The organism is Vibrio sp. Y176 (assembly GCF_033438945.1).
In genome coordinates, this window is record NZ_JAWOQS010001074.1 from 1 (window position 1) to 539 (window position 539).

General features: G+C 44.9%; 1 protein-coding gene. It reads left to right on the forward strand.

From position 1 onward, the window contains the following. Positions 1-460 (forward strand): outer membrane beta-barrel protein (locus R7O13_RS30270; protein ID WP_318305647.1); only part of this gene is annotated, 460 nt, incomplete at its 5' end. Between the last annotated feature and the right edge of the window lie 79 nt (positions 461-539).

Consider the following 539-nt stretch of genomic DNA (forward strand, 5'->3'; position numbering starts at 1 on the left):
AGTTAAAGACAACGAAAGTCTGTCTGGTAAAGTTTTTGGTGGTTACACATTCAACGAGTACATCTCTTTTGAAGGTGCGATCGGTGGTTACGACGCTCTAGACGGCTCTGTCGTTACCGTTGGTGACATGAAGTTTTTGGCTATCCAACCTAAATTAACGCTGCCAATCGGTGACCGTTTCAATCTTTTCGCGAAAGCGGGTCTTTCTTACTTCAACGCGGAATTTAAAGTAAGCAATTCTGTGCTAACTGGTGACGAAGGCCACACGACGTTTTCTGAAACGACAGTAACCGGACTTTACGGCTTAGGGGCTGAGTTCGCGATCACAAAAAATCTAGCACTACAGGTTGAATGGGAATACATGAAACCTGAGTTAGACGTAGCGAAACTCGGCAGTGAAAAAGTCACCGTTGAAGCAGAAATCAGCGCGTTCTCTGTAGGTATGAGCTACCGTTTCTAAGAATACTTATTCAAGTTCTTTGGGCTTAACTCAAGCGGTGGGCTGTTGTTTGTTCCGTGAAGCCCCCAGTTTGAATTCA